At 65.9% G+C, this 17,685-nt stretch carries 20 protein-coding genes; 7 read left to right on the top strand and 13 right to left on the bottom strand.

Annotated elements, in window-relative coordinates; genetic code table 11:
• Positions 1-35: 35 nt before the first annotated feature.
• The 10 genes from G6N58_RS06250 to G6N58_RS06295 all read right to left on the bottom strand — a co-directional run bounded on the left by G6N58_RS06250 (position 36) and on the right by G6N58_RS06295 (position 7,570).
• A complete protein-coding gene (locus G6N58_RS06250) occupies positions 36-893 on the bottom strand; it encodes a helix-turn-helix transcriptional regulator (RefSeq protein WP_115279334.1) in 858 nt (285 codons plus the stop codon).
• Positions 894-1,116: 223 nt separating this feature from the next.
• Complete coding sequence (locus G6N58_RS06255; protein ID WP_232067751.1) at positions 1,117-2,460, bottom strand: MFS transporter; 1,344 nt, start codon at positions 2,458-2,460, stop codon at positions 1,117-1,119.
• Positions 2,457-2,864 carry an SRPBCC family protein gene (locus tag G6N58_RS06260; protein ID WP_115279333.1) on the bottom strand — a complete coding sequence of 136 codons (408 nt, stop codon included), beginning with the start codon at positions 2,862-2,864 and terminating at the stop codon, positions 2,457-2,459. The genes G6N58_RS06255 and G6N58_RS06260 overlap by 4 nt, the downstream gene beginning before the upstream one ends.
• A gap of 51 nt (positions 2,865-2,915) precedes the next feature.
• A complete protein-coding gene (locus tag G6N58_RS06265) occupies positions 2,916-3,797 on the bottom strand; it encodes an N-acyl homoserine lactonase family protein (RefSeq protein WP_115279332.1) in 882 nt (293 codons plus the stop codon).
• A 19-nt stretch (positions 3,798-3,816) separates the two neighbouring features.
• Positions 3,817-4,275 (bottom strand): hypothetical protein, encoded by a 459-nt coding sequence (locus G6N58_RS06270; protein WP_115279331.1) that lies wholly within the window; start codon positions 4,273-4,275, stop codon positions 3,817-3,819.
• A 10-nt stretch (positions 4,276-4,285) separates the two neighbouring features.
• Positions 4,286-4,882 carry a 3,4-dihydroxy-2-butanone-4-phosphate synthase gene (locus G6N58_RS06275; protein ID WP_115279330.1) on the bottom strand — a complete coding sequence of 199 codons (597 nt, stop codon included), beginning with the start codon at positions 4,880-4,882 and terminating at the stop codon, positions 4,286-4,288.
• A gap of 43 nt (positions 4,883-4,925) precedes the next feature.
• The gene (locus G6N58_RS06280; protein WP_232067752.1) at positions 4,926-5,438 is read right to left on the bottom strand and encodes a flavin reductase family protein; all 513 of its coding nucleotides are present in this window, start codon (positions 5,436-5,438) and stop codon (positions 4,926-4,928) included.
• On the bottom strand, positions 5,432-6,196 hold the full coding sequence (locus tag G6N58_RS06285; protein WP_115279329.1) for an SDR family NAD(P)-dependent oxidoreductase: 765 nt from the start codon (positions 6,194-6,196) through the stop codon (positions 5,432-5,434). Before G6N58_RS06285 ends, G6N58_RS06280 begins: the two co-directional genes overlap by 7 nt.
• Positions 6,193-6,621, bottom strand: a complete 429-nt coding sequence (locus tag G6N58_RS06290; RefSeq protein WP_115279328.1) for a GlcG/HbpS family heme-binding protein — start codon at positions 6,619-6,621, stop codon at positions 6,193-6,195. The genes G6N58_RS06285 and G6N58_RS06290 overlap by 4 nt, the downstream gene beginning before the upstream one ends.
• Positions 6,622-6,667: 46 nt before the next feature.
• On the bottom strand, positions 6,668-7,570 hold the full coding sequence (locus tag G6N58_RS06295; protein WP_115279327.1) for an isocitrate lyase/PEP mutase family protein: 903 nt from the start codon (positions 7,568-7,570) through the stop codon (positions 6,668-6,670).
• Positions 7,571-7,674: 104 nt separating this feature from the next.
• Between G6N58_RS06295 and G6N58_RS06300 the strand changes: the two genes are divergently transcribed.
• The 5 genes from G6N58_RS06300 (at position 7,675) to G6N58_RS06320 (ending at position 12,321) form a co-directional block, all read left to right on the top strand.
• Positions 7,675-8,808, top strand: coding sequence for an LLM class flavin-dependent oxidoreductase (locus G6N58_RS06300; RefSeq protein ID WP_115279326.1), 1,134 nt, complete (start codon positions 7,675-7,677; stop codon positions 8,806-8,808).
• A complete protein-coding gene (locus G6N58_RS06305) occupies positions 8,795-9,718 on the top strand; it encodes a 3-hydroxyacyl-CoA dehydrogenase family protein (protein WP_115279325.1) in 924 nt (307 codons plus the stop codon). The genes G6N58_RS06300 and G6N58_RS06305 overlap by 14 nt, the downstream gene beginning before the upstream one ends.
• A complete protein-coding gene (locus G6N58_RS06310; protein WP_115279324.1) occupies positions 9,715-10,497 on the top strand; it encodes an SDR family NAD(P)-dependent oxidoreductase in 783 nt (260 codons plus the stop codon). Before G6N58_RS06305 ends, G6N58_RS06310 begins: the two co-directional genes overlap by 4 nt.
• A gap of 73 nt (positions 10,498-10,570) precedes the next feature.
• Positions 10,571-11,323, top strand: coding sequence for a FadR/GntR family transcriptional regulator (locus tag G6N58_RS06315; RefSeq protein ID WP_115279323.1), 753 nt, complete (start codon positions 10,571-10,573; stop codon positions 11,321-11,323).
• A gap of 29 nt (positions 11,324-11,352) precedes the next feature.
• A complete protein-coding gene (locus tag G6N58_RS06320) occupies positions 11,353-12,321 on the top strand; it encodes an aldo/keto reductase (protein WP_115279322.1) in 969 nt (322 codons plus the stop codon).
• 3 nt (positions 12,322-12,324) lie between these two features.
• Here G6N58_RS06320 and G6N58_RS06325 read toward each other — a convergent pair whose 3' ends face one another.
• Together G6N58_RS06325 and G6N58_RS06330 are read right to left on the bottom strand one after the other, a co-directional pair.
• On the bottom strand, positions 12,325-12,708 hold the full coding sequence (locus tag G6N58_RS06325; RefSeq protein WP_115279321.1) for a nuclear transport factor 2 family protein: 384 nt from the start codon (positions 12,706-12,708) through the stop codon (positions 12,325-12,327).
• A 51-nt stretch (positions 12,709-12,759) separates the two neighbouring features.
• Positions 12,760-13,929: an NAD(P)/FAD-dependent oxidoreductase gene (locus tag G6N58_RS06330; protein ID WP_115279320.1), complete on the bottom strand. Its 1,170-nt coding sequence runs from the start codon at positions 13,927-13,929 to the stop codon at positions 12,760-12,762.
• A 103-nt stretch (positions 13,930-14,032) separates the two neighbouring features.
• Here G6N58_RS06330 and G6N58_RS06335 point away from each other — a divergent pair, with 103 nt between their 5' ends.
• Positions 14,033-16,231, top strand: coding sequence for an arylsulfatase (locus tag G6N58_RS06335; RefSeq protein WP_232067753.1), 2,199 nt, complete (start codon positions 14,033-14,035; stop codon positions 16,229-16,231).
• A 9-nt stretch (positions 16,232-16,240) separates the two neighbouring features.
• Here the strand turns inward: G6N58_RS06335 and G6N58_RS06340 are convergent, their stop codons facing one another.
• Positions 16,241-16,945 (bottom strand): TetR/AcrR family transcriptional regulator, encoded by a 705-nt coding sequence (locus G6N58_RS06340; RefSeq protein WP_115279319.1) that lies wholly within the window; start codon positions 16,943-16,945, stop codon positions 16,241-16,243.
• A gap of 60 nt (positions 16,946-17,005) precedes the next feature.
• Here G6N58_RS06340 and G6N58_RS06345 point away from each other — a divergent pair, with 60 nt between their 5' ends.
• The gene (locus G6N58_RS06345; protein ID WP_115279318.1) at positions 17,006-17,674 is read left to right on the top strand and encodes a GAP family protein; all 669 of its coding nucleotides are present in this window, start codon (positions 17,006-17,008) and stop codon (positions 17,672-17,674) included.
• The last annotated feature ends 11 nt before the right edge of the window (positions 17,675-17,685 follow it).

The raw sequence follows: 17,685 nt of genomic DNA on the forward strand, positions 1-17,685 counted from the left end.
GCGAACCCGATGTGTCGGCACCAACAGTTTGCCAGTCAGAACTCGCCTTGGCCAGGCGTCGGTGCGTCCCCCTGGCCATGGCATTCGGGGTGCCCTGGGCTGAGCCTGGCCAGAGCCGCTGCGCTGGGAGACCCGGGTGTGGCGTGGTAGATCACCAACTCCTGCCCCGGACTCGACCGCACATCAAAGGTCTGCAAGGTCAGAGACACAGCACCGACCCTGGGGTGACAAAACCGCTTTTCCCGCAGTGATCTTCGTCGGACAGTGTGGCGCGCCCACAGAGCTGCAAAATCGGAACTGCTTTCGAGCAGCTCGTCTCGCACTGTGTGCAGGCGCACGTCCTCAGGCGCCACCCCGAGCCCGTACCGGAAGCTCGCAACCGCCTCCTCCGCGACATCCGCCCAGTCGCAAAAGAAGGATCGCGCAGCGGGTTCGGTGAAGATCCTGTGCATCAGGTTCTTGGTCGTTGTCCACTCCAAGAACATCGCGTGAGCGATCCAATTGCCGGCCAGAACATCGAAGGCCCGGTTGTAGACGAGTGCGGGCGTGACCGTCCACATGTCGAGCAGGTCGAGCAACGCCGGGTCGACGCGGGTGCCGACATCGCCTCGTTCGTGCGGGCTCAGCCCTGCCAGCCGGAACATGTACTTACGGGCGTCATCTGGCAACTGCAACACCGTTGCCAATGCGTCGATCACCTGAGGCGAAGGACGACGCTCGCGCCCCTGTTCCAGCCTCGTGTAGTAGTCGACGCTCACATCGGAGAGCAACGCCACTTCCTCCCGCCGAAGACCGCTCACACGTCGCAACCCGTGGCTCGTCAGCCCGGCTTGCGTCGGCGAGACATCTGCGCGACGGGCTCGCAAATAGTCGCCGAGACCGTCACCGCTCACGGGTCAGATCCCACGTGCCCACCGCGGCGCACTCCTGGTGGTAGCAGACCCGGCCAAGTGAACACTGTCACGACTCTGAGAGACGGCCGAAACCGCGAGGCCGACCCACCAAATAGAGTGGCAGAAGCCACCTCCGCGCGATTTGGGGAGCATGGGGATGTCCTCCCGTGGCGGCTCGAAAGAACACTGCCGTCGACCTCGGGTAGCATTCACCTCAATAAAGTCAGCGAGATGCGTTCTGGGAGCGTTGCTCTGGTGAAGGCTGCGCGGTCGGAACGGTAGTCCCGCCGTCCGGAGTGCCGTTGTACCAACCCTTGGCGAGATCCACTCCGCGGGATTCCCTGATGCTCAGCGCGCCGAGGATGCACACCACCCCCAGCGCCATCACGTATACCTGGAACATCCACTCCCGGTCGATGGACTGTAGCCAGGTGCTCAGGTAGGGGCCGGTGCCCCCGAAGATGGCCACCGACAGCGAGGCCACCGTGCCCACCACCACCGCGCGGACCCGCGTCGGCACCTGCTCGGCGATCAGCGCCGGGTACATCGCGCCCATGAGTGCCCAAGCGAACAGGCCCAGCAGTTGTGCGGCGAACAGCGTCCAGGGTGCGTCGCCGAGGATGCGTGCAATCGGAAACGCCAGCACCACGATCGCCACGCCGTGCGCCAGCGCCATCGGTTTGCGGCCCAGCGTGTCGGACAGATGCCCGAACACCGGTAGCGCCACCAACACGGCGGCCTGAGCCAGCAGACTCATCGCGAACGCGATGGACGGGCTCATGTCGTACCGGGTGATCGCCACGCTGGGCATGAACGTCACCCACGTGTAGTACCCGACGTTGATTCCGACCGACAATGCGACGATACGTGCGGCTATCACAAAGATCTGCCTGCGGGACAACCGATCCGACTGCTCCGAGGGGGATGCCTCGACGGACTGGAAGGCCTCGGTCTCCACGGCGTTGCGGCGCATCCAGAGCGCGAAGAGCCCGAGGACACCGCCGACGGCAAAACCGATGCGCCACCCCCAGGCCATCATCGCGTCGCGGCCCAGGGCGCCGGTCAGGACGGTGGCCAGCAGGGTCGCCGACATCACCCCCACCGTGATCGACATGTAGACCGAACTGGACCACAGCCCGCGGCGTCGTGGCGGGGCGACCTCGGCGACGTAGGTGTAGATGACACCGACCTCGCCACCGTGGGCGAAGCCCTGGACTATGCGCACCAGTACCAGCAGCGCGGACGCCCAGACCCCGGTGTGCCCATAGGTCGGCAGGATGGCCAGCACCAGGCTCGATGCCGCCAGGATGGCCATGCTTGTGATCATCGCGGTCTTGCGCCCCACTCGGTCACCGAAGCGGCCGAACGCCACCCCGCCGAGCGGGCGCGCAACGAAGGCGGCGGCGAAGACCGCCATGGTGGCCAGCAGGGATGATGTCGGATCACCCGGGGCAAAGAAGTTACCCGCGATGTAGACCGCGAAGGTGGCGTACAACGTCCAGTCGAACCACTCGAGTGCGTTGCCCAGCCCGGCCGCCACCAGCGATCGGCGTGGCGCGGTGCTCACGCGGTCTCGTCGAGTCGTCGCAGTCCGCCGGTCAGGAGTTCGGTCAGCGCAGCGGTCAACTCGCTTTCGTCGGCGTCGGTGGAGAATGACACATCCCACGTCATGGTGGATCCGGCGTCTCGGCGGTCGCGGACGGTGATCACTCCTTCGAAATCGCGTACCGGTACATCGCCGGCCAGGATCGTGTAGCGCACCGACATGTCGTCATCGGATGTCGCGAGTTGCTTCTCCAGCACCACGGCGCCGTCCTCGCGGACGACGTGGCGGATTGCCGGATCCTGATCGTCGTGGCGGGTGTCGGCGATACCCGGCAGCCAGGTGTGCAGCGCATGGAAGTCCCTGATGCGCCCCCAGATGGCGGTGGCGGGAACCCGGTAGTCTCGGGACAGCGCGATGGTCGGCATGACAGTCTCCTTCTGTTTGATGGTGTTGACAATGAACTCAGCGGGCGCAGGTCAAACGACCTGTGAGTCGTCCCCGGTGCGTAAGTGGATCTCGATGATGTTCATCCCGAAACATCCAGTGCGAGAGGGAAAGAGATCGGGAAGCCGGTACTCGTGGACCGGGATGATGTTGCGACTGCGGTAGCCCACCAGTCCCATCATCTCCTCGATCACCAGCACACCCCGGTGCGAGTCGACACCGAGACCCACTGGCACATAGGGATGCTCGCCGTCGATGCCACCCAGGTTGTCGTAGACGTAGACGTTGTCCCCGGCGAGAATGAAGCGTTCGTCCTCGCTGGGTCCGGCCTGCACGTCGACGTACATGGATCCGTAGGTGTGGGTGTCGTGGGCGGCCCAGAGATTGATGCCGGGCAGCACATCCGGAACGTCACCGGTGATCAGCCGCAAGCGCCCGGACCTGGCCAGCTCGAGGCCGCGCAGAATGTCGTCGGGGTCGATGGCGGTGGTGAGGAAGTTGTGGGTCGGCGGCAGCGACAGGCCCCACACCCACTTGGTCAGCTCACGCTCCTGCAGATAGAAGGTGGCGTTGGGAAAGGCGGCCGTGTTGCCGAAATGGTCGAAGTGGGCGTGGGTGACCAGCACGGTGTCGATGTCGTCCGGATGAACGCCGATCTGCGCCAACACCGTGGCCGGCGAGTGCCAGTCCGAGGCGCCGTACCGGTCGGCCAGCACCTTGCCGTAGTCGCGGTAGTTGAAACCGACGTCGATCATGATGTTGTGCCCGTGGCCGCGCAGGAAGACGTAGCCGTAGGGCATCCGGCGGCTGTCGGCGCCGTGCGCCCCGTAGATCAGCCCACCGTCGGCGTAACTGTTGATCTGGGCATACTCCAGAACCCAGATCGAGTATCCCGCTGTCGAAACCTTCTGCATTCTTTGCCCTTTCAGGAGATCAAGGCACCATCGGGGTGGACCAGCACACCCCGAGGCGGGGCACGGCCACCGCTCGTAGGGCGTCCGCGATGGTGAAAAGTACTGCGATGTCGATCATCTCGTCGTCCACGAGACCGGCCCGGCGGTTCTCTGCGGCAAGCGTCGCCGCGAGGCACGCGGTTGCCCTCAGCCGCTCCCGTAGCACCGGATGCTCCAGTTGTCCGGCTGCCGGGCAGGCCATCCGGGCGCGGTCGATGTGCTCGGCGACTGTGATCGCCGCGGCGCGCAGCACTTCGGCGTCAGCGGTGGCTGCCTGCTGCAGCAGTGCCATGGCACCGAGTCCGGCCAGTGCGGTGCGCAGATGCAGGTACGCATCGGCGAAGCGGGCCACCTGGCACAGCTCTCGATCGCTGAACCGAGTGGAGGCCGCCAAGTGATCGTGATCGGGTGCCGACGCCGGCGCCCTGTTCAATCCCACTGGCGTTCACTCAGATGTTCAGTACGGGAAGGTGATGGACATCGGCGAACAGCCGGGCGGCATCGTCCGCCAGGACATCGCCATCGTCGGCCACCAGTTCGCACACGGCCGCCACGGGGGTATACCCGGCCAGCTCGACCAGCTGGATGGCGATGTCCCAGCGATCGCGCGCAACCGGGTGGGGGTCGTCGGCGCACCGGATGGGCAGGATGTGTCCCGGGCGCGTGAGATCGGCGGGTACCGCCCCCGGGTCGGCAAGTACACGCAGCGTGCAGGCACGATCACGGCTCGAGATCCCCGTGCTGACTCCGTGGGTGGCGTCGACGGCCACCGTGAAGCGGTGACCGCTGTCCTCCGCGCCGAGCACGGGTTGGTCGGGAATTCGAAGCTGATCCAGTCGCGATGAGCGCAGCGCGGCGTGGATGAGGCCCGTCGAGTGCCGTACAGCGAAGCTCACCTGCGCCGAGGTGGCACACGCTGCGGGGAACACCAGGGCACTGCCTGCCCTCGACGCCAGCAGTGCGGTGCCGCGCTTGATGAATTCGGCGATCAAGTGAGGGCGGCCCGCAGTCCCGGGCTGGGGTTCGGCCATCAGTAGTGTGCTCATGGCGGTTGTCTCCTGTCCTGGCGAGAGGATGGTGGGAAGTCGGCTATCGGACCAGGCGGTGGTAGCCGGAGCCGTGGAACACCAGGGGTTTGTGCGCCTCGGCGTGGGTACTGATGTCGGCGATGCGCAACAGAACCAGGTGATGATCGCCGGCCGGTAGCGTCTCCTCGACACCGACAGCGATGTGCAGCGAGCCGTCGTCGATGAACACCGCGCCGTCGTCTCCGGCGCGCCAGTCGACTCCGGCGAAGCGGTCACCAACCCGCGCCGACAGGGCCCGGCTGGCGTGCTCCTGGTGCTCGGACAGCACGGTCAGCCCCAGGGTGGGCGCGGCGCTCAAGGTGGGCCAGGTGGTCGAGGAGTGCGCGATCGAGATCGCCACCAGCGGCGGGTCCAGGGACATCGACACGAACGAGCTGACTGCCATACCGACCGGTTTGCCGTCGATCAGGGCACCGACCACCACGACTCCGGTGGGGTAATGGGCGAAGGCCTGCCGCAGGCGCGTGCCGTCGAGGTTGGGCCGCGAGGTCGACGGGCCTGTGGTGGTCACCACGCGGTCACCCCACCGTCCACTGGGAAGGCGACGCCGGTGACGAACGACGAATCCGGCGACAGCAGATAGCAGATCGCCGAGGCCACCTCGTCCGGGGTTCCGAACCGCTTGATGAGATTACGGGCGAAGAACGCCTTTTCGGCATCGCCGCGGGCCGCCTCGGGGACCCCGGACAGGTATGCACGTGGCATCGGGGTGTCGATGGTCGCCGGACACACGGCGTTGACGCGGATCTCATGGTCGGCCAGGTCCATCGCGAGTGCTCGGGTCAGTCCGACACAGGCCGTTTTCGACGCCACGTAGGCGGGCATCGACGGGAACGCGACCAGGCCGGCCGTCGAACTCAGGTTCACCACACTGCCCTTGGCCCGGCGGAGATAGGGCAACAGGTCTTTGATCAGGAAGAACATCGCCTTGGCGTTGACGCCCATCAGGTGGTCCCACACCTCGTCGGTGGTCTCGGTTATGGGTAGGCCGGAGATCACCCCGGCGTTGTTGACCAGCCCGGCCAACTCACCACCCCGTTGCTCGATCAGCCGGGCGAGCTCAGCGCGGACCTCGGGCGTGCTGACATCACCGTGCACCGACGCCACCGAGGTGCCCCGGTCCTCGAGTGCCAATCGGGTGTCCTCCAGCGGGTCGGCGCACAGATCGGAGATCAGCAGCGAGTAACCACGCGCAGCGAGCAGAAGGCAGGTGGCCCTGCCGATTCCACCGCCGGCACCTGTCACCACGACCAGGGGGCTCTGTGCGCTCATGCCGTCACCGCCTTGACCGCCGCCAGGGCGACCTGCTCGTCCTGGCTGTAGTGGGCGCCGCTGACACCGACGGCGCCGATCACGCCGAGGTCCGCCAGGGTGATCTGCTCACCGCCGCCGAACACCGCATAGCCAGGAACGTTGGTCATACCGTGCAACAGCGCCGGGTCGGTGCGGATGAATTCGAAGAACTCCCCGGTGTTGAAGCCGGAGGTGGCCGCCGTGCGGGCTTTGGCAACGGCCACGTCGGTGGACAGCACCGACGCGCTCTCCATCCGCTGGTAGGCCTTGAGCACCCCGTTCGGATCGGTCACGGCGATCGTCACGGCGATGCCCATCTCCCGCGCCTTGGCCAGTCCCGCTTCGATCGCGGAGTTGGCGGCGGCCAAGGTGATGGTGCTGCTGGTGAAGCTCACGGTCGTCATGTGTTGTCACACTTTCTGGTTGGGTTTCCGCTGTCACAGAGGGCTGTTACTCACTGGGGAATCTGGCCACCCAGGATTCGACTTCCGGCAGTCCGAGAAGGGCGTTGAGGTCACCGAACTGGTACCACTGCGAGGTATTTGGCGAGGTGCCCAGCTGAGCCAGCGTCGCCCGCCCGGCTGCCAGCGCGCTCAGCAGCAGTTCGATCGGATAGATGGCGGTGGAGTAGCCCAGTTCGCGCAATCGGTCTACGGTCAGCGACGGACTGCGCCCCGTGGTCGCGGCGTTGAACAGCAACGGGCCGTCGACGCTGTCGCGGATGCGCTTCATGGCGTCGACGCTGGGGATGGCGTCGACGAAGATCATGTCCGCGCCTGCGGAACGGAACACGCGGGCGCGTTCGATGGCCGCGTCCAATCCCTCGGTGTGCAGTGAATCGGTACGCGCGATGACCACCGGAGCATCCACGCCGAACCTCTCCGCGGTGGCGATGGCCGTCGCGACCCGGGCCGCAGCCTCTTTGACCGGAACCACGGGGTCGTGCTGTAGATGCCCACACCGCTTGGGGTTGGCCTGGTCTTCGATGTGGAACCCGGCGACACCGAGTTCGATGACCTGTTCAACCGTGCGGCGGATGTTCGCGGCGTTGCCATAGCCGGTGTCGATGTCGACGACCATCGGCAGGTCGGTGGCGGCCTTGATTCTGCGGTACGTGCCGATCAGCTCCGACCCCGTGACCAACCCGACATCGGGTAGTCCGAAACTACTTGCGATGGAGGCGAATCCGCCCACGTAGACACCCTCGGCCCCCGACTCGTGCACCAGCCGGCTGGTGACGGCGTCGTAGGCGCCCGGAAGCACCAGGGGCTGCGCGAGGGTGATGCGCCGGCGTAGCCACTGGGCGCGCGTCACCTCCTGCACCAGTGAGTTCGATTGCTTGACATTCGACATGTGAGCAATTTAACTGGTCTGGCCAGTCCGGTCAACTGGCCAGGCCAGTAAATCTTGCCGACGCGTTCCCGCAGCTAGGCTGCGCGATTCCTGGAGGACATCACATGATCGACCCCTATGCAGAGCAGATCCCGCGGACGGACAACCCCTTGTTCCGCAGCTCCAACAAACTCAAGATCGGTGTTTTCGGCGCCAACTGCAGCGGCGGAACCACCATGAGCACCTACCCCGGCCTCGTCGAGGCGCGGTGGGCGGAGTCCGTGGCCATCGCCCGCGCGGCGGAAGCGGCCGGGCTGGAGGCCATGGTGCCCATCGGACGGTGGCGCGGCATGGGAGGCCAGACCAACTTCCAGTACCGCAGCTTCGAAACCCTCACCTGGGCAGCGGGTATCGCGGCAGCGACGGAGCGCATCGGCGTGTTCGCCACCGTGCATGTCCCCACCATTCATCCCGTCCGGCTGGCCAAGACGTGCGCCACCATCGACCACATCTCCGGTGGGCGGTTCGGGCTGAACGTGGTGGCCGGCTGGAACGAGAAGGAAATCGGGATGTTCGCCGATAACCAACTGCCGCACGACGAGCGCTACGACGTCGCCTCGGAGTGGATGGAACTCACGTCCAAGCTGTGGACCGCCGACGGAGAGTTCGACTTCGCGGGCACGTACTTCCGGGCCCCCGGAGCGGTCAGCGACCCCAAGCCCATCCAGCGCGGCGGCCCCCTGGTCATGAGCGCCGGCAACAGCCCGCGCGGCATCCAGTTCGCCTCGCAGTGGTGCGATCTCAACTTCGTGGCAGCTCCGTCGATCGAGGAGGCCGGTGCCACCGCACGCTCCGTCAAGGACCAGGCACTGGCGCAGTTCGGGAAGGAACTGTCGGTCTTCAGCCAGGCCTACATCATCTGCCGGGACACCGATTCCGAGGCCCGCGACGTCTACGCCGCCATCGCGGAGACGCACGGCGACCAGGAGGGCGCCGACAACCTGCTCAACGCGTTCGTGCCCAACTCCGGTAGTGCCGATTGGAACGCCATGCGCCCGGCCATCATCGCCGGATGGGGCAGCTACCCCCTGGTGGGCAGCCCCGCCACGGTGGCCGACGGATTGATCGCGCTCTCCGAGCACGGGCTCGACGGCATGGTGGTGAGCTGGCCGGACTACCTGACCGGGATCGATCAGTTCGACAAGCTCGTCATGCCGTACCTGGAGAAGGCCGGAGTCAGGTCCCGTGACGGCAGCTGAGCACGGCAACGGGACGGCGATACCGCGGTCGATCGCCGTCCTCGGTGCGGGCCTGATGGGCCACGCCATCGCCTACACGGCGGCCGCGCATGACTTCCCGGTTGCGGTCTACGACCCGTCGCAGGCTGCACTGGACACTCTTCATGGGCGCCTACAGGCATGTGATACCCCCTACGGCAGGGGCTTTCGGGACGTCACCGCTACCGACGTCCTGGCCGAGGCCGTCCGCGGCGTCGACCTCGTCTTCGAAGCCGTGCCGGAGGACCTGGGACTCAAGACAGACCTGCTCTCCGCCGTTTACGCGCTCAACCCGGGTGCGATCCTGGCGTCGAACACCTCGGTTATACCGATCCGGGACATCGAGGAGGGACTGCCCGACGGCGCCGCCGTGATCGGCACCCACTGGTGGAACCCCGCTCACCTGATGAGAGTGGTCGAGGTGGTATCCGGGCGCCACACCGATGCCGCGGTGACGCAGGCGGTGACCGAGCTCCTGGTCACGTTGGGGAAGACACCGGTACTGGTCGGTGACGCACCGGGTTTCGTCGGCAACCGCTTGCAGTTCGCGCTGTGGCGCGAAGCCATGACCATCGTCGACGCCGGCATTGCCGATGCCGAGACGGTGGACCTGATCGCCCGCGAGACCTTTGGACGCCGACTTCCGGTGCTGGGACCGCTGGAGAACGCCGACTACATCGGCCTGCCACTCACCGAGCAGATCATGTCCTACGTCTTGCCTCACCTTTCCGACTCTCCGAAGCCGCCACCCGGCCTCACCGAGCGGATAGCGCTGGGCAAGAACGGGAGTCGGACAGGATCAGGATTTCTGGAGTGGCCGGCCGGACGCGTCAGTGAGGTACGCGACCGACTCGACCGCCAACTACAACCCACCCGAGAGGATGCGACATGAAACACACGGTTCTCGTCACCGGATCGAGCACCGGTATCGGCGAGGCAACCGCCACCGCGTTCGCGGCCCGTGGCGAACGCGTCGTGGTCAACGGCCGACACGCCTCCCGCGTCGAGGCCGCCTGCACCCGGATACGTCACGCCGCCGGCGGTGGTGCCGACGTGGTAGGCGTGACCGCCGACATCGCCACCGAAGCCGGCGCGGCTACCCTGCGCGACCAGGTGCCCGACGTCGACATCCTGGTGAACAACGCCGGGATCTTCGGAGCCACACCCGTTTTCGATGTTCCAGACTCCGAGTGGCTGGAGTACTTCGAGGTCAATGTGCTCAGCGGCGTGCGCCTGGCGCGTCAGTACGTCCCGGGTATGAAGCAACGCGGGTGGGGACGGGTGATCTTCGTCAGCAGCGACTCCTCGGTGTTCGTTCCCACCGAAATGGTGCACTACGCGATGACCAAGACCGCGCAGCTGACCGTGGCCCGGGGCATGGCCCAGGATCTCGCAGGTTCCGGGGTGACCGTCAACAGCGTGCTGCCCGGCCCTACCCGGACCAGTGGTGTGACGACGTTCATCACCGACAACTTCGGCGCCGACGACGGGTATGCCGCGGCGGAGAGTCGCTTCGTCGAACAGGAATTGACGACATCGCTGATCCAGCGCCTCATCGACCCCGAGGAAGTCGCCAACATGATCTGTTACATCGGATCAGCCGCCTCGTCGGCAACCACAGGTGCAGCACTGCGGGTCGACGGCGGCGTCCTGCCGAGCATCATCCCCTGATGCACCACCCCACCGGACGTATACTGGCCTGGCCAGTCAAAGTGACTGGAATCTGCGACCCTGTGGAGGGGCAATGACGTTTGAGCCGATCGAGAAGCTGCGCGCCCACGAGCGCGTGGTGGTCCAGATCGAACAGAGCATTGCCGACGGCAAGTTCGTGCCCGGAGACCGATTCCCCTCCGAACGGGAACTCGTCGAGCAATTCGACATCAGCCGCCCGACGGTACGCGAGGGTCTACGAGTGGCCGAGAGCCTGGGTCTGATCGAGGTGCGGCCCGGCAACCCGAACGGCAGCATCATCACCGCTCATTATCCGAAGGGCCTCGCGCGGGTCATCGAAGGTGTCCTGCGCGGCAAAGCCGCATCGCTGGAGCACGTCGTCGAGATGAGGATGCTGCTCGAGGGCCAGGCCTCCTTCTACGCGGCGCAACAGAGCGGTGAGGCCGTCGCACCGCTACGCGAGGCACTGGAGCAGATGCGCCGTGCCACCAACCTCGCCGAGTTGGAAGCGGCTGACCTGATGTTCCACGAAGCCCAGGGGGCAGCCAGCGGCAACCCGCTGATCGCCCTCATGGTGGTCGCAATGCGCGACGTCACCCGGGCCACCATCAACGTCGGCCTACCTTCGCTGGGATGGCCGGATGCCCGCGACACCGCCACCGAACGTCACGGCGCCATCCTCGAAGCGGTCGAAGCCGGCGACGGCGAGGCCGCCTGCAGGGTTGCCCGCGCCAACCTGATGGCGACCTATGAGCCGCTCGTCGGCGGCTCCGCGGACCGACTGTGTGCGCTGGTCACCGCCACCCCCGCCGCCTTGAACCTCTGACCCGTCACCGCTTCCGACAAGGACCGACAATGCAACGAACCACACTCGGCAGCCTCGACGTATCCGCACAAGGCCTGGGCTGCATGGGCATGAGCGAGTACTACGGCACGTCCGACTGGGATACCAGCATCCAGACCCTGCACCACGCCCTCGAGGCCGGGGTGACCCTGCTCGACACGGCCGACCAGTACGGCGCGGGCCACAACGAGGTGCTCGTCGGCCGCGGAATCGCCGGCCGGCGCGACGAGGTGCAGCTGGCCACCAAGTTCGGCATCGACCGCAGCAGTGGTGACGAGAATCGGGTCCACCGTGGTGATCCGCCCTATGTGAAGCGGTCCTGCGAAGCCTCACTGCTGCGCCTGGGCGTCGACCACATCGATCTCTACTACCTGCACCGGCCGCCGCAGAACGCCGAGATCGAGGAGACCGTCGGCGCAATGGCCGAGCTGGTCACCGAAGGCAAGGTGCGCCACCTCGGCCTCAGCGAGGTCAGCGCGGACCTGCTGCGCCGCGCGCATGCAGTGCACCCCATTGCTGCTGTTCAGAGCGAATACTCCCTGTGGACAAGGGATGTGGAGCAGGTGACGCCGACGATGGCCGAGCTGGGGATCGGCCTGGTGCCGTACGCCCCGTTGGGTCGCGGATTCCTCACCGGATCGGTGAACACGGAAACGTTGGATCCCAAGGACTTCCGGGCCCGCAATCCGAGGTTCACCGGTGACGCCGGTGCACAGAACCAGGTGATCGCCGATACCGTCCGGGCCATTGCCGAGCGTCTCGGCGTGCTGCCGGCGCAGGTGGCGCTGGCCTGGGTGTACGCACAGGCTCAGCGACTGGGCGTGTCGGTGGTGCCCATCCCGGGAACCCGGCATGCGGAACGCCTGGACCAGAACGTCGCGTCGCTCGATGTCGAGCTGGATGCCGAGGCGATGGAGCAACTACAGCCGCTCAGCGACATGGTGCAGGGCGGACGGTATGCCGACCGGGGCGTGCGCTGAAGTTCAGACGTGCCGGTCGACGTTGAGAAACGCCGCGGTGTCGTAGTAGGTGCGAAACGCCGTGATCGCTTGCCCGTCGCCCTCCAGGACACTGACTCCGTCGTAGCTGAAGTCGGTTCCGTCGCGCAGCGTGCCGTGCGATTTCCATTCCAGGAACGCCGTTTCCGGCTCGGTGACGGTGTTCTCGAACGTCGACTCGATGGTGTCGAAGACGTTGCGGTAATCCTCCCAGAACACCTGAGCACCATCTCGGCCATGCTGCTCGTGCGGGACGCCCGCCTTGGTGAGGATGGCATCGTCGGTGAACAGTTCTTGCAGCGGGCCCACGTCCCTGTTCTCATGCAGTTGCGCCAGCGCGTCCACGAATTTGCTTGTCAGTTCTTCCATGCAGGTGCGATACCCAACCGATTCCGAGTCACGCCAGATGTCAGAACTGCGTCACACGCGTCCCCTGAGAATCAGGTTCCAGTAGATCCGCGGCAGGCCGTAGCGGTCGAAGGCCCAGGCGGTGCGACGCGGCGCCAACGGATCCAGAAAAGACGGCAGTGACGACTGCACCGCGCCGGAGCGGTCGAACTCGCCGGCGATCAGGCGGTGCGCCTCGGTGGTGATGGGGGCGACGGTGTAGCCGTCGTAGCTGCGCAGCTGTCCGCCGTGGCGCGCCGCCACGAGATTGTCGGCCAGCGTCGCCACCTGCGGCCGCAGCGCCCCGCCCGAGGGATCAGTCGCCACGGCCGCGCCGTCGCCCAGAGCCCAGACGTCCGGAAACGTGCGGTGGCGTAACGTCTCCGGGTCGATGTCGACCAGGCCGTGATCGGGGCCGGCCAGCCCGCTGTCGGTGATCCACTGTGGCCCGCGAAACGGCGGCACCAGGTGCAGCATGTCGTAGCCGAGCTGCTCGGCGCCGTTGATCGTCAGAGTCTGCGCCTGCGGTTGCAGTCCGGTCACCGCCGCTCTGTGCCGGACGTCGACGCCGAGTTCGTCGAGCCGAGCCTGCAGCCGCACGTCCAGTTCAGGCACCCCGACCAGGCCGGGCCGGTCGACGAGCAGGGTGATGCGGACGCCGGTGCCGGCCCAGTGCGCCGCCGCCAGGAACAGCGGTTTGATGGTGGTGCCGGTACAGCCGACCGGCGCCCGCGGCACGGTGAAAACCGCGTGCCGACCGGCGGGAAGCGACTGCACCAGCTCCCACGTCTTTGGTGCGTGATCAAGGTAGTTGCTGGCCACCGCCGGCGAGCGCAGCGCCTCCTCGATGCCGGGCAGCGCATCGTGATCGGGGACCAGGCCGGCGGCGAGCACCAAGTCGCGGTACCGATACGAGCGGCCGGAGGCGCAGTGCAGGGTGTTGTCCTCGGCCGACACCGACACCGCCGCGTCCCGAAGCCACGTCACACCCTTCGGGGTCACCGAGCGCTGGGTGCGCTCGGCCGCCCGCATCGACGCCTGACCGCCGCCGACATACGACAGCAGCGGACGGTACGTGTGGACTGTCTGGGGTTCCACGACGCCGATGCCGATGACGCCCTTGCGCTGCAGACGTGCCGCGGTGCTGATCCCCGCATTGCCGCCGCCGACGATCAGCACATCGAACGAGCCGTCAGATTCCATCTAGCACAGTTACCCGGGATCGGGGCGGACACACGGGCACACGCGCCCCGTGTGCTAGTAATGGGTGCACATTAAAAATGTTCCTCGGAGCCGACGAGAGTTGATGATGCACACAGACCCTCCTGCCGCGAGCCTGTCGGCCCCCAATGTGGTCATGATCGTGCTGGACGATCTCGGCTTCGCGCAGTTGGGCTGCTACGGCTCGAGCATCCAGACTCCGGCCATCGACCGGCTCGCTCGCAACGGGCTCCGGTACAACCGCTTCCACGTCACCGGGCTGTGTTCGCCAACCCGCGCCTCCTTGCTCACCGGACGAAACCACCACTCCGTCGGGATGGGATTTCTTGCCGACATCCCGAGCGCGCATCCGGGCTACACCGGCAAGATCCCCGCTTCGGTCCCCACGCTGCCACGCGTCCTTCGCGATTCCGGCTGGAGCACGATGGCTGTCGGGAAGTGGCACCTGGCGCCGCGGGGCGAACGGACGAGTGCCGGCCCGTTCACCCGCTGGCCACTGGGACTCGGGTTCGAGCGCTACTACGGTTTTCTCCTCGGCGACGCCAATCACTGGGACCCACAACTGGTCCGAGACAACACCTATCTCGACGGACCCGACGTCCGCCCAGCCGGCTACCACTTGACCGAGGATCTCACCGACGAGGCCATCAGAATGGTGGTCAGCCAGCAGCAGTCGGCACCCGGTAAGCCGTTCTTCCTCTACTTCGCCACTGGGGCGATGCACTCACCACACCATGTCCACAAGAGTTGGGCCGACGCCTACACAGGCCGATTCGATGCCGGATGGGACGTGTGGCGCGACGAGGTGTTCGCCCGCCAGGTCGCCGAAGGTGTGGTGCCCGCAGGCGCCACACTCACCGAGCGGCCCGCATGGGTGCCGGCGTGGAACACCCTCACCACAGAAGAACGCGCCGTGTACGCGCGGATGCACGAGGTGTACGCCGGCTTTCTCAGTCATACCGACGCCCAGATCGACCGATTGATTCGCGCACTCGAAGAACTCGATGTTCTGGACAACACCATCGTTATCGTCCTGTCCGACAATGGGGCGAGCGCCGAGGGAGGGGTCGCCGGAACCAGCAATGAACACCGGTTCACCCATCGGGTGCCAGAGGCGCCGGCTGACAACATCGACCGCCTACCGGATTGGGGCGGCACGGCCGGGTATCCGCACTATGCGTGGGGCTGGGCGTGGGCAGGCAACACCCCATTTCGGCTGTGGAAGCGGTATGCGTGGCTGGGCGGCACGCGGGTTCCACTGATCGTGCACTGGCCGCACGGTGTCCACGACGCCGGCGGTGTCCGTTCTCAGTTCGCACACGCTATCGACATCATGCCAACAGTGTTGGAGGCCTGCGGAGTTCAGCGGCGCGATCCGGTCCACGGTGCGAGCTTGCTGCCGACATTCGACGAATCATCGGCGCCGGCGCCTCGATCAACCCAGTACTTCGAAGTCGTGGGTTCCCGATCCATCGTCAGCGATGGCTGGAAGGCTACGACCGACCATGTGAGCCAGGGAGTCATGGACGAGGAGATACTGCTCCAGGGTAGCCGCGACTTCGCCGCTGACCGATGGTCCCTGTTTCGGGCCGACGACTTCTCCGAAGCTCACGACATCTCGGCGGAACACCCTGAGGTGGTTTCGAGATTGACCACCCAATGGATGGCCGAGGCTGCCCGCTATGACGTTCTGCCACTCACAGATTCGCTTGTGGCACGCGCGGCGGAGATGGTCTGGCCCGTGTTCCCGCCGGGGCAGCGGGTGGTGTTGCGCCCCGCCGGCGGTCCGGTCGCCGATGAGGCACTTCCCTTGCTGTACAGCAGGCTGTCCGCCGATGTCGTCGTCCCCTCCGGGGCAGCCAACGGTGTGTTGTTTGCGATCGGGAACTGGACCGGGGGGCTCGCGGCGTACGTGATCGAGTCCAGGCTGCACATCGCCATCGCCGCACCGGGCGGCGATCTCCGGGTGCGAGGCGATCGGCTGCTGACGGAGGGCCGCCACACCGTAGGCTGCCGGCTGCATCGCCTCCACGGCGAGACCCGGGTGGAAGCCGTGGTCGACAACGCCGTCGTCGGGTTCACGACGGCCCCGTTGACACTGCCGCATGTCTGGCAGCACGGCGGAACATCGATGCTGTTGGGACGAGACCGCGGGCTGCCGGTGTGTGACGACTACCAACCCCCGTTCGCGTGGAACGGCGAATTATTCTCCGTGACGGTGGAATCCGATCTGGAATCGCTACCGGGCCGCGAACTCCTCGAAGCGGCACTCAAGTCTGAGTGAATGTCACGCTCACGACTCCAGTGCCTCGAGAGTCTGCGGTGACGCCGGCGCGCGAATGATCGCCGTCAGCGAATCGATGAGGTCTGACACGAACACCGCTGTGGGCAACACCTCGGTGGCGGTCACCCACTGCCGCTGGTGGTCCGCCAGCGCGTTCAAGCTACTGGTGTAGACAAATCGAAGCCGCGTCGTGGCAACCACCTCGGGCAGATGCGAAAGATGGCTCCAGATCAGCTGATTGAGCCTTTGACCATGCTCGGTCAGTGACGGATCGGCCAAGATCCAGGCGTGTCCACCGGGTTCGGTGTACCCACGAAAGAGCAGCTGCGCCACCAACTCGACATGCCTCTCTCCCCGCTCGATGCTGCTCACCTGGGGGAGCACCAAGGCTGCGAGGAGTGCTGTGAGCTCAGGCGGTTGACCGGCCGATACCGCCTGGTCGAGCAACCGGCCCCGATCTGCATCGATCCGTTCGAGACGGTCGGCGAGTATGGCTTTGACCAGGTCATCCTTGGAGCCGAAGTGGTAGTTCACCACCGCGGCGTTGCTCTGCCCCGCGGCGAGTCGGATCTCGTTGAGGCTGACGGCAGCGATCCCTCGATCGGCAAACATGGTTTCCGCAACGGTGATGAGCTTGAGCCGCGTCTCTTCTCCGCTGCTGTTGCGGCCGCGTCTGCGCGGATGTTCCCGAACGGGACCTGACTCCGGGGGCATCGCCCGATCGTACGCAGCCCACTTCACGGTTCATGTATATAATGAGGACACATTAATTCGATGAACGTCGAGGGGACCGGACACACGATGTGGGTGGAGTTGACGTCCCTGGCACTGGTCATCGCCGTGTCACCGGCCTCGGTTGTTCCAGCGATCCTGATGCTACACACACCTCGTCCATTGGCAGCCGGGTGGGCGTTCGCCGCAGGCTGGTCTTTCTCGTTGGTGGTGGCAACCGGCCTGTTCATCCGAATCTCCGGGCGGTTCAACGATGGCGGCAACTCTCCGCCGCACTGGCTGCGACCAGCAACACTGGTACTGGCGGTGCTTCTGATCCTCACCGGACTTGTCACCTGGATGCGACGGGGACGCAGTTCACGCGCCCCGGCATGGCTGCGTGCCGTGGATTCGGTGACTCCTTGGCGAGCCCTGGCAGCCGCGCCGGTCCTGGTGTCACTGAATCCCAAAGTACTCTCCGCCTGTGCTGCAGCAGGTTTCACTCTTGCAGCGACCGAGAAGGCGAGCTCCTCTCACTGGGGTGGTGCGATAGGTTTTGCCCTGCTTGCCAGCGTGACGGTGATACTGCCGGTGCTCAGCTACGCCGTATGGCGTGAGCGCATGGACGGACCCTTACAACGGCTCAAGGTCGGGATGGAGCGACACAACGCCGCGATACTGGCTGTGATTCTCCTCGTTGTGGGTCTGATGTTGTTGCTGCAAGCAGTGTGACGATGCAAAGG

This window comes from Mycolicibacterium tokaiense (assembly GCF_010725885.1).
Taxonomy (GTDB): domain Bacteria; phylum Actinomycetota; class Actinomycetes; order Mycobacteriales; family Mycobacteriaceae; genus Mycobacterium; species Mycobacterium tokaiense.